Origin of the sequence: Microcoleus sp. Pol12B5 (genome assembly GCF_036701335.1) — a bacterium.
Taxonomy (GTDB): domain Bacteria; phylum Cyanobacteriota; class Cyanobacteriia; order Cyanobacteriales; family Microcoleaceae; genus Microcoleus.
Map to the genome: position 1 here is coordinate 25188 of NZ_JAUBQQ010000065.1, position 10271 is coordinate 35458.

General features: G+C 45.4%; 11 protein-coding genes and 1 pseudogene. 2 read left to right on the forward strand and 10 right to left on the reverse strand.

Going from position 1 to position 10271, the window contains the following annotated elements:
- Nucleotide 1 precedes the first annotated feature (1 nt).
- From QUA24_RS21805 to QUA24_RS21835, 7 genes and pseudogenes are all read right to left on the reverse strand, one after another.
- On the reverse strand, nt 2–1273 hold the full coding sequence (locus QUA24_RS21805) for an APC family permease (RefSeq protein ID WP_333232016.1): 1272 nt from the start codon (nt 1271–1273) through the stop codon (nt 2–4).
- Between the two features lie 270 nt (nt 1274–1543).
- Nucleotides 1544–2395: a phosphate ABC transporter ATP-binding protein PstB gene (gene pstB, locus QUA24_RS21810; protein WP_333232018.1), complete on the reverse strand. Its 852-nt coding sequence runs from the start codon at nt 2393–2395 to the stop codon at nt 1544–1546.
- 56 nt (nt 2396–2451) lie between these two features.
- Nucleotides 2452–3432 carry a phosphate ABC transporter permease PstA gene (gene pstA / locus QUA24_RS21815; RefSeq protein WP_333232020.1) on the reverse strand — a complete coding sequence of 327 codons (981 nt, stop codon included), beginning with the start codon at nt 3430–3432 and terminating at the stop codon, nt 2452–2454.
- Nucleotides 3433–3514: 82 nt separating this feature from the next.
- On the reverse strand, nt 3515–4516 hold the full coding sequence (gene pstC / locus QUA24_RS21820; protein ID WP_333232021.1) for a phosphate ABC transporter permease subunit PstC: 1002 nt from the start codon (nt 4514–4516) through the stop codon (nt 3515–3517).
- A gap of 201 nt (nt 4517–4717) precedes the next feature.
- Entirely contained in the window at nt 4718–5746 is a 1029-nt protein-coding gene (gene pstS / locus QUA24_RS21825; protein WP_333232023.1) for a phosphate ABC transporter substrate-binding protein PstS, read from the reverse strand.
- A gap of 210 nt (nt 5747–5956) precedes the next feature.
- Entirely contained in the window at nt 5957–7180 is a 1224-nt protein-coding gene (locus QUA24_RS21830) for an NYN domain-containing protein (RefSeq protein WP_333232032.1), read from the reverse strand.
- A 102-nt stretch (nt 7181–7282) separates the two neighbouring features.
- Nucleotides 7283–7387 (reverse strand): annotated as a pseudogene (locus QUA24_RS21835) (IS1/IS1595 family N-terminal zinc-binding domain-containing protein); the annotation flags it as partial.
- 189 nt (nt 7388–7576) lie between these two features.
- Between QUA24_RS21835 and QUA24_RS21840 the strand changes: the two are divergent.
- Nucleotides 7577–9085, forward strand: coding sequence for a UbiD family decarboxylase (locus QUA24_RS21840; RefSeq protein WP_333232024.1), 1509 nt, complete (start codon nt 7577–7579; stop codon nt 9083–9085).
- Between the two features lie 184 nt (nt 9086–9269).
- On the opposite strand, the gene QUA24_RS21845 is transcribed toward QUA24_RS21840, so the two are convergent.
- The 3 genes from QUA24_RS21845 to QUA24_RS21855 are packed head-to-tail and all read right to left on the reverse strand — an operon-like array spanning nt 9270 to nt 9948.
- Complete coding sequence (locus QUA24_RS21845) at nt 9270–9482, reverse strand: helix-turn-helix transcriptional regulator (RefSeq protein ID WP_333232026.1); 213 nt, start codon at nt 9480–9482, stop codon at nt 9270–9272.
- A 20-nt stretch (nt 9483–9502) separates the two neighbouring features.
- Nucleotides 9503–9715 (reverse strand): helix-turn-helix transcriptional regulator, encoded by a 213-nt coding sequence (locus QUA24_RS21850; RefSeq protein ID WP_333232028.1) that lies wholly within the window; start codon nt 9713–9715, stop codon nt 9503–9505.
- A 20-nt stretch (nt 9716–9735) separates the two neighbouring features.
- Nucleotides 9736–9948 carry a helix-turn-helix transcriptional regulator gene (locus QUA24_RS21855; protein ID WP_333232030.1) on the reverse strand — a complete coding sequence of 71 codons (213 nt, stop codon included), beginning with the start codon at nt 9946–9948 and terminating at the stop codon, nt 9736–9738.
- A gap of 127 nt (nt 9949–10075) precedes the next feature.
- Between QUA24_RS21855 and QUA24_RS21860 the strand changes: the two genes are divergently transcribed.
- Nucleotides 10076–10198, forward strand: a complete 123-nt coding sequence (locus QUA24_RS21860) for a hypothetical protein (RefSeq protein WP_333232034.1) — start codon at nt 10076–10078, stop codon at nt 10196–10198.
- Nucleotides 10199–10271 lie beyond the last annotated feature (73 nt).

Sequence of the window (10271 nt, forward strand, 5' to 3'; positions counted from 1 at the left end):
TCTAGTTTCTCGCCGGGAGTCGGACGATCGCCCGCCAAATTAAACCGGCGACAATTAATGCCAATCCTGTCAGCCAAATTTGCCTCTCCACCCAGAAAGCCAGAAACAGACAATTCCCCAAACCCACCCAAGCCAACCACTGCGGATAAAGTCTTTCGGCGGGGGAAAGTTGCAGCGCGGCGAGGTTGGTGATAGCGTAGTAAATCAAAACACTAAAAGCGCTAAATGACCAAGTGGTTTTGACATCGCCGACGAGGATTAAAAGTGCGATCGTAACTTCGACAACCACCACAGCCACGTAGGGAGTTGTCCCCGAAGGATTGAGTCGCGCCAAGACTCTCGGCATATCCAAGCGCCGCCCCATCGCCAGCCAGATGCGCGACAACCCTAAAATTAAGTTCAGCAAGACTCCCAACATAGCGGTAATTGCACCGACGGCTAGCAGTTGAGAAACTCCCGGAATTCGGAAACTCCGGGCGATGACTTCCAGAGGTGCAGTCGTGCCGCCTGGTTGTAAAGACAATTTATCGGCTCCCCCCCCGCCCGCGACAACTACTGCTACCCCGACGTAAAGCAGCATTGTCAGCACCAAAGTGAAAATTATGGCTTTGGGAATGGTTTCCCTCGGTTCCCGCACTTCCTCGCTCATTGTGGTGATGCGGGCGTAACCGCTATAAGCGACAAACATCAGGGCGGTGGCCTGGAAGATGGAGCCGATCGAGCTATGATTCTGTAGTGCGGGCATTTCCCATCTTACTTCTGGCAAACCGACAGCAACAAACACCGCTAAGGATAGAAGTGTAACTGAGACTATGGCAGTATTGGCAATATTCGATCGCCTAATTCCCGTCAATACAATTAAAGTGAGGGCGGCGAGGGCGAATAAAGCTGTTAGGATCAGGTAAGTGCGATCGGCTACACCAACTGCATTTAAAAAATACCCAGCAAAACCTAAAGCTGCAGTAGCCGCAGAAGCCGTTTTCGCCAATAAAAACATCCAGCCGGCTGTAAAACCCAGCCAGGGATTGAGATATTTGTAGCCATATTCATAAGTACCGCCGCTAACAGGATGATTTGCCGCTAATTGAGCGCTGTTAAGACCATTAAAAACAGCAACAAAAGCTGCAATACCTACAGCCAAAATCACTCCCGGCCCAGCAACTTCTGCCGCAATCCCGATACTCACAAATACTCCCGTGCCAAGAATCGATCCCAGGCCCATGAGAGTTGCCCCGAAAACACCTAACTCTCGCTTCAGAAGTGGTAAAGACATAACTATAGCGGTTGTCTGTTCAGTGCCATACTGATATTAAGTTACATCTAGTAATATTTGCAATAATTCCGGCAGGGGTCTAAACCCCCGCCTCAAAAATCAAGTCCCCAGCTAGGAGGACTGAAATACTTATTGAGAATGTTGCCCAATCTCAGTTAACAGTAAGTCAAATATTACTATTTCAGAGTTTTCTTAAGAGGTTAACTGTGAGACAGGGACTTAAGCCCCTGTCTGAATATAGCGACTGAGAGAAAGCAAAACACCCTGGTATTAACCGAAACGGCCTTGAATGTAATCTCTCGTACTGGAATTGCCCGCAGAAGTAAAAATCTTACTTGTCGGCCCAAATTCAACCATCCTGCCGATGCGACTTTCATCAGTATTAAAAAATGCCGTGTAATCTGAAACACGAGCAGCCTGCTGCATATTGTGCGTCACAATCACAACAGTTAACTGCTGGCGTAGAGTCTGAAATAGCTCCTCAATCTTCATCGTGGAAATCGGATCTAGAGCAGAACAAGGTTCATCCATTAACAAAATTTTTGGCTTCACAGCCAAAGCGCGAGCAATACAAAGTCGCTGCTGCTGTCCCCCCGAAATCCCCTGAGCCGATTTATTCAAATCGTCTTTGACTTCATTCCAAAGCGCCGCACTTTTAAGTGCAGATTCCACAATTTCATCTAATTCTGCTTTGCTTTTGCGACCAAAAATCCTCACGCCGTAAGCAATATTATCGTAGATGCTCAGTGGAAACGGATTCGGTCTTTGAAACACCATCACAATTTGCCTACGCAAACTATTAATGTTTACTTTCGGGCTGTAAATATCCTGTCCAAAAAACTCTACTCTTCCTTTAATTTTTACCTTTCCCTCCAATTCACCAATCCGGTTGAGAGCTTTGAGAAACGTAGATTTGCCGCAACCTGAAGGGCCAATAATCGCCGTAATTTGCGGGTGAGGGATATTCATTGATATATTTTCTAATACTTTGTGAGTTCCGTAATAAAAACTCAAGGCTTGAATCCGCAGTGCTGGCATTGCATTGGGGTCTATTTCCGGGGTGGCATCGTCTAGGAATTGAGCTGTATAGTTTTCGGAGTTCAAGTTAGCTTTAGGTTTCATTATTTGGCTGGTTATATTGTTAATATTTGACTGAGAGATGCACTTTAGTTATTGATTTATCGGTTTTGCAAGCGTTTCCGAGTTACTGTACGGGATGCGACGCTAGCAATCAAAACCATGCCCAAAAGGACAGAGGCAGCAGTCCACGCCAATTCGTTCTGCTCCTTGTAAGGAGAGCTGGCGTAGCTATATATTAATACCGACATAGAAGGAGTCGGGGTCAGCAGTGTTTCGGGAATTTCTTTTAGTTTTGAAATGGTTTCTGCACCTATGGGAGACTGCATTATTTCGCCCAATTTATCAACTAAAGGAGGCCAAAATTGACTCGACAAGGCAGTTACAATCAGCGGGGCGGTTTCGCCGGCGGCCCGGGAAGCAGCGAGTAAAATACCTGTGGTAATAGTTGGAAGTGCTGAGGGTATGATAATGCGAAACATAGTTTGAAAGCGTCCGCCTCCCAAACCAGCAGAAGCGAGGCGGTAAGAAGTAGGCACTAATTTTAATGCTTGTTCTGTTGTCAGAGCAACCACTGGAAGCATGATGATACCGAGGGCAAAACCGCCTGCTAAGGATGAAAATGCTTTGGTGGTAACGACGATTAGGGCGTAGGAAAAGACGCCAACTACGATCGAGGGAACGCTGCTGAGAATGACGGTGATAAAGCGAATACTATTGGTCATCGCTTTGTTTTCTCTACCAAACTCCGACAAAAATATTCCCGTCATTACGCCTATGGGTACGCTGATTAATGTCGCAATTCCTACCATTAAAGCAGTGCCGAGAATGGCATTGGCAAAGCCGTTGGGCTGGTCTTCTACTCCGACGGGTGCTGGTAGAGACACTAGCACTTCCCAGCTCAAATGTGTCAGTCCTTCCCCCAGGATTTTGTATAAAATAGCAAACAAAGGGAGCAGAGCCATAGCTGTCAGAGCGAAAGCGATAACTGTCATTCCCCGACTGAAAATAGTTCGGCTTAGGGATAGGGGGTTGTTGATTTCTGCATCCAGAATACTGTCTGAATTTTGTGCTTGAGTCATGCGATTTGAGATTGGAGATTTTAGATTGAACCAGCGGGGAAATCCGGCGGCGCGGCTTGTGATCAAATTGCTTTCGATGATGTTAAGTTTTAGCTTTCTTGGCCCCAATTAGCTGAACTAACCATACTGCGATCGCATTTACCAACAGAGTGATGACAAATAAAATTAAGGCTAAATACATCAAAGCGCCGCTGTGCAGCGGTTCGACAGCTTCCCGAAATTGACTTGCCAAAACAGCAGGAATTGAGTAGCTGGGAGCGAGCAGAGATGGGTTAATTTGAATCGAGTTGCCAATTACCATTGTGACTGCCATTGTTTCGCCTAAAGCGCGTCCCAAGGCTAATATGGTGGCGCCGATAATCCCTGAACTAGCTGCTGGTAATAATAGCTTGAATATTGTTTCCCAGCGGGTGGCACCGAGGGACATGGAAGCACTTCGCAAATCTACTGGAACTGACATCAATACATCGCGGCTGATGGCTGCTACAGTGGGCAAAATCATAATTGATAACAGTATTCCAGCGGGCAGCATTCCGGGGCCTAAAGGTTCGCTGCTGAACAAGGGAAACCAACTGAAATTATCAAACAATGACTGCTGCAAGGGCAACAAAAAGGGAATCAAAACAAATATTCCCCAAAGGCCAACTATTACGCTGGGAATAGCCGAGATTAATTCAACCATGAATCCCAAGGGCGATCGCACCCAAGCAGGTAAGAAGTTTTCGCTAGTAACTATAGCTACTGACAGCCCTAAAGGAAGTGCGATGATTATGCCGATCGCAGAACTAATCACAGTGCCGTAAATAAACGGCAAGGCCCCAAACTGCAACTCACCGATATCCCACTTGGGATTCCACAAAAAGGAGAGTCCAAAATTGCTAATAGCAGGCCAAGCATCTTTAAAAATTACCGCACTCATCAAGAACAGCGTACCCGCTGTCGCTAGGGAAAAACCCCATACAAATAGTGTAAATCCTGACTCCATCCATAGACCTTCACCAGCAGTATCTGTCAAATCTACTTCTGTGTTTATTTCTGCAGATTTTATAGTCAACTCTTGAGTTTTTTTTGAAGGCTTTGCCATACCAGAATTATTACCTAAAAAGTGAAATATTTGCTTGAACGACGAGTAATTCTAATGGGCTGAGTGCGCGCTGCACACCTGGTTGCTAATGGTGCAACGCGCACCTTACATAGTAAATTTAGCGCACATTAACCTGATGACTTATGAGTTTTGAGTCATACATTTAACTCATCAACTCATAACCCCATGCGATCGCCCCAATTAACCTCTAGCAACCACAGTCTGATTAACTGCTTGAACCACCTTTTGAGCTGTAGCTGAAGGAATTTGAGTAAACTCTAGCTGTTTGTTGATACCTTGACCTGTAGTCATCACCCAATTAACCATCTTTTTAATAGCCTCTGCTTTCGCAGCAGGGTACTGTTTGTAGATTAACAGCCAAGTCAAACCAACAATGGGATAACCGTCGTTAGGATTTCCTTCTACTAAGCGGAAATCTGCGGGAAATGTTTCCCCTGCTAAAGCTTTCTCTGCTTCAGCCAAGCTAGGCTCTACAAACCGGCCAGCTTTATTTTGAATAAATGCAGTTTGGAGATTGTTTTGCCGAGCAAAAGTATCTTGAACGTAGCCGATCGCACCCGCTGTATTCTTCACCAAAGCAGCTACGCCGGGGTTTCCTGGACCCCTGACAGCCTTGTCTGGCCAATTCGGCTGAGCGGCAGCTTTGATGGTGCTACCAGTTGCCTGCAAGTGATTAGCAAAAATAAAGCTAGTACCGCTGCTATCTGCCCGTACAGCTACTCGAATCGCAGTATTTGGCAAGTTTTTAGCTTGTCCAGAAATTCCGGCTATTTTCGCATCATTCCAGCGAGTAATCTTGCCTTCAAAGATGCCGTTCATGGCATCCTTATTTAGCCTCAGATTGGTCACTCCGGGCAAGTTGTAAACAACTGCAACAGCACCGCCAGCAGTGGGAATTGCCATGACGCCGCGCTTTACTTCGGCTATTTGCGCCGCCGTCATCAGCGCGTCGCTGCCTGCGAAATCAACATTGCCTCCAATGAATGCTTTGATGCCAGCACCGCTGCCAGTTCCTTCGTAGTTTACAGTAATTTGATTTGCACTTCTCATCTGAGAGAAGTAGCGATCGTAAAGAGGTTTGGGGAAAGTTGCTCCCGTACCGTTTAGTGTGACGGCTGCTACAGCGGAACTAATCAAAGTCAGCGAAAATGCTGCTGCTGCTAGTGTCACTATAAAACTACGTCGCCAACGTCCTGTGAAAAAATTCATATTCCTCCTCTCCCTTAATAGCCGACTTTGCAAATCTCCTCCATAGGATAGACTGAAACATCCAAAGAAAAGGATCTAAAAGAATAAGCTTGTTTTAAATTTTGGTTAATTTTAGATTAAATAATAAAAGAATAAGCTTGTTTTAAATTTTGGTTAACTTTAGATTAAATTTTCATACCGAAGACTCGGAAACCGGATTTCTTAAATAAGTCAGGGATCTGCCTGTGCGATCGCCACTTGATGCTCCTTACTCTTTTTCTGAACTTTAAATTTTTGGCATGACTGCAAAAAATCGTAAAAATTGCTACCCAAATGTAGCGATTGCAGCTTTTTAGTAATTGGTTGACCGTATTGCTTGTGAAATTCGGTGGCTACCTGGTTAATGCCAATGTAATTGCCTGGAGATTTAGCAGTTAATGCCAGTACAATATTTGCTATAGATGCTTCCAGGGCGGCTGAGGACTCAGTTTTTGAAGCTGCTGCTGCTTTTGGAGCGATCGCCACTTGATGTTCGTTACCGAGCAATTCCATTTTGAAAACAGACGGACGCGATTTAAAAAAATTAATTAAACTAGAATCAGGCAAAAAATTTTTCACAAGTAAATCGGCATGACACTGATATTTAGTATAAAATTGTTTCTTGATTTTTGTTACAGGAATAGCATTCTGTTTTAACTCAACTATCGCTTTCGCAATCATTGCTACAAGTATCTTTTCTAAAGCATCCAGCGAATTAATCCCAATTGAATTTACTGACTTGGTTTCGGGAACTTTTTGGGATTCAATATCTAGATCCACGACAAGAGGAGTGACACACTCTTTAGTCCCAGAAGAAATTTTGTCTTCTGCTGACTCCAACAGTGTTGCTGCATGGGAAGTTGTAGAATTGAACGCAACATTACGGCGCTCTTGAAAAAGCTCAGCCACACTAGAAAAACGAGCGATTCGCTCATCAATAGATTTGTGTTCAGCCTTCAACAACTCTGCAACTTGATTAGCCAATTCTTCAAAACTAGGGATTTCCTCTTCCCTTTCGCAAGAATAGTGCTTGCTCTCACCATTCTGACAGTTTTCTACAGACAAAACAGAATTTTGCCGACGCACCCGAAACACAGTCAATCCCTGATTTTGCAACTGATTGCAAAGATGATTTAACAAACCATCCGAAGAACAGACAAAAACTTGTCTGACATCCCGATATCGATATAAAATAGCCGCGCCAAAAGCAATCATCTTACCGTCAGCACTATTAGCACCACCCGGAACGTGAATCAGTTCGTAACCGCGATCGTAAAGTTCAGCATCCAACTTGCCGATACTTGGGTTTTTCCAGTTAGCAAAAGCAATTTTAACTTGCAGGGGATAGTCGCACAAACCGGCTAAAAATTGTTCTGTATTAACCTTAAGTTTGAGATTTTCGGCATCTAACAGCAAAATCGCAATCCCGCCGGACTCTGTGGTGGTTGCAGGGGCGATTCCTTGCGGGATAGTTTCGTTTAACCGTGTTTCGGTGCATTTGCCATTTAAAGAGTGCGGGCCGGGCGGCTCAAAAAAATGTTTGCGGCAAGCTTTGCAAAGATACCGCTGGTGCCCGTTGGGACGGCCGTTTTTACGAACTTGGTCAGATTCGCATCGAGGACATTTCATTAACCCATTATGCAACCTACTCCCGAACCGAACAAGGCATTACCTATCTTCTTCTTCCTCTTCCTTTGCGCCCTTGGCGTCTTCGCGGTTCGTTAAATACGTATCTTTTGAGCGGTTCATGAGTAACTTGTGGCAGTCGATCGGCTCATAATAACAAAAGAACGTTAACAATTCTTAAAAAAAATGGCTAGAGACTTGCGGGGATTCCTAAAACTACTCGAAGAACGGGGACAACTGCGCCGGATTAGCGCCTTAGTCGATTCCGACCTCGAAATTGCCGAAATTTCCAACCAAATGCTGCAAAAAGGCGGTCCTGGATTGCTGTTTGAAAACGTCAAAGGGGCCGAATTCCCCGTCGCCATCAACCTGTTGGGTACGGAAGAGCGCGTTTGCTGGGCGATGAACATGAAAAAGCCGATCGAACTAGAAGAGCTCGGCAAAAAACTGGGAATGCTGCAACAGCCAAAACCGCCGAAAAAGATTTCCCAAGCGATAGAATTCGGCAAAGTCCTGTTTGACGTAGTGAAAGCCAAACCGGGCCGCGACTTTTTCCCAGCTTGTCAGCAAGTGGTACTTGAGGGAGAAGGGCTGGATTTGAACAAAATCCCGATGATTCGCCCCTATTCGGGAGATGCGGGCAAAATTATCACCCTGGGTTTGGTAATTACCAAAGATTGCGAAACCGGTACGCCGAATGTGGGGGTTTATCGTTTGCAGTTGCAGTCAAAAAACACGATGACTGTACACTGGTTATCGGTACGGGGCGGGGCGCGGCACTTGCGGAAAGCGGCGCAGGCTGGTAAAAAATTGGAAATTGCGATCGCCCTTGGAGTCGATCCCCTGATTATTCTCGCTGCTGCAACGCCAATTCCTGTAGATTTATCGGAATGGTTATTTGCGGGGCTTTACGGCGGTTCCGGCGTGCAATTGGCGAAGTGCAAAACCGTAGATTTGGAAGTACCGGCGGACTCGGAAATTGTGTTAGAAGGAACGATTACCCCCGGTGAAGTTCTGCCCGACGGGCCCTTCGGCGATCACATGGGTTATTACGGCGGCGTGGAAGATTCGCCGTTAATGCGGTTCCACTGCATGACGCACCGCAAAGACCCGATTTATCTGACGACATTTAGCGGGCGGCCGCCGAAAGAAGAAGCAATGATGGCGATCGCGCTTAACCGTATTTATACCCCTATTTTGCGGCAGCAAGTATCGGAAATTGTCGATTTCTTCTTACCGATGGAAGCGCTGAGTTATAAAGCGGCAATTATCTCGATTGATAAAGCATATCCCGGTCAAGCGCGCAGGGCTGCTTTAGCATTTTGGAGTGCATTACCGCAGTTTACTTACACTAAGTTTGTGATTGTTGTCGATAAAAGTATCAACATTCGCGACCCGCGTCAAGTTGTGTGGGCAATTAGTTCTAAAGTCGATCCGGTTCGGGATGTATTTATTCTGCCGAATACACCTTTTGATACATTAGATTTTGCCAGTGAAAAGATTGGTTTGGGAGGCAGAATGGGGATTGATGCTACTACGAAGATGCCGCCGGAAACGGATCACGAATGGGGAGAAGTTTTGGAGTCCGATCCGGATGTGGCGGCGATGGTAGAAAGGCGTTGGGCTGAGTATGGTTTGGCTGATTTGAATTTGGGAGAAGTCGATCCTAATTTGTTTGGATATGAGATGAGGTAGGGAAGCGAAACAATGTTGTCTCCTGGCTTTTTTGAGTAAAATACAATTTCTCAATTGCTGGCAATACAGTAGGGACACAACAATGTTGTGTCCTGGTTTTTTTGAGTAAAATACTAGAAACACAACATTATTATGTCCTTAGATCATCAACTCTCTTTGAGTCTTCACGAACATTATTTTTTCTTTACTGTTCCAAAATCTCAACTAAATCTTCGATCACAATATCAAACACGCGAGCCATTTTGTTCAAAGCCGTGTAGTCAACAGTTGCCATACCTGGAGAACTGGCATAGGTGGCGATCCTAGTGCATGGAATACCCGTTCTGTTGGAGACTTCCCTTAGAGTCCAACCCTTCTCTTGAGCAAATTCTCGAATTCGCAGCCTCATTCGTCCCATATTCCCAACGATAAATCAGCCTACTCTTCCAAAATCTCAACTAAATCTTCGATCGCAATATCAAACACGCGAGCCATTTTGTTTAAAGCTGTGTAATCTACCGTTGCCAGCTTGGAAGAATGGGCATAACTTCTAACGGTACTGTAAGGAATGCCCGATCGCTCAGAAACTTCTTTAAGCGTCCAACCCTTCTCTTCGGCTAGTTCTCGAACCCGCAATCGAATTAGACCCATCTTCCCGCTGACAAATCAGTTCAATGTTCCAAAACCTCAACCAAATCTTCGATCATCAAATCGAAGACAGCAGCAAGTTTCTGCAAAGCCGTGTAGTCCACCGTTGCCAGTTTAGGAGCTTGGGCGTATTTTTTAACCGTGCTGTAGGGAATTCCCGTTCTGTCAGAGACTTCTTTAAGCGTCCAACCCTTATCCTCAGCGAGTTCTCGAACTCGCAATCGAATTAATCCCATTTATGCTTGACAGCAGCTATGCTCATATCTTTTAATAAAGATAGTTAACAGCGATCGCCCTCCGACCTGAGAAATCTAGAGCGATCGCCTTTCATTCACCACCCACAAAAGTGGGAAGGATTTTCCTATGATACCAAAACAACCGACATATCGCGATCGACTTCAACCTTGGTGCATAATTCGCCATCTCCCCAACTGTCAGCGGTTAACAGTCGCCCGTTTCGCCCGCCGCCCCGATGCCGAATCTTAAGTAGCTAGACAAAATTAATTACATAGTTTTCTCCAAATTCTTTCAGGATTTTTTCCACAGAGGTAACAAAAGT

Bases quoted from the DNA above. Each gene is read 5' to 3' on its own strand.
- pstS (WP_333232023.1), bottom strand. From the start codon at position 5,746: ATGAATTTTTTCACAGGACGTTGGCGACGTAGTTTTATAGTGACACTA.
- QUA24_RS21845 (WP_333232026.1), bottom strand. From the start codon at position 9,482: ATGGGACGAATGAGGCTGCGAATTCGAGAATTTGCTCAAGAGAAGGGT.
- pstA (WP_333232020.1), bottom strand. From the start codon at position 3,432: ATGACTCAAGCACAAAATTCAGACAGTATTCTGGATGCAGAAATCAAC.
- pstB (WP_333232018.1), bottom strand. From the start codon at position 2,395: ATGAAACCTAAAGCTAACTTGAACTCCGAAAACTATACAGCTCAATTC.
- QUA24_RS21840 (WP_333232024.1), top strand. From the start codon at position 7,577: ATGGCTAGAGACTTGCGGGGATTCCTAAAACTACTCGAAGAACGGGGA.
- QUA24_RS21855 (WP_333232030.1), bottom strand. From the start codon at position 9,948: ATGGGATTAATTCGATTGCGAGTTCGAGAACTCGCTGAGGATAAGGGT.
- pstC (WP_333232021.1), bottom strand. From the start codon at position 4,516: ATGGCAAAGCCTTCAAAAAAAACTCAAGAGTTGACTATAAAATCTGCA.
- QUA24_RS21860 (WP_333232034.1), top strand. From the start codon at position 10,076: ATGATACCAAAACAACCGACATATCGCGATCGACTTCAACCTTGGTGC.
- QUA24_RS21850 (WP_333232028.1), bottom strand. From the start codon at position 9,715: ATGGGTCTAATTCGATTGCGGGTTCGAGAACTAGCCGAAGAGAAGGGT.
- QUA24_RS21805 (WP_333232016.1), bottom strand. From the start codon at position 1,273: ATGTCTTTACCACTTCTGAAGCGAGAGTTAGGTGTTTTCGGGGCAACT.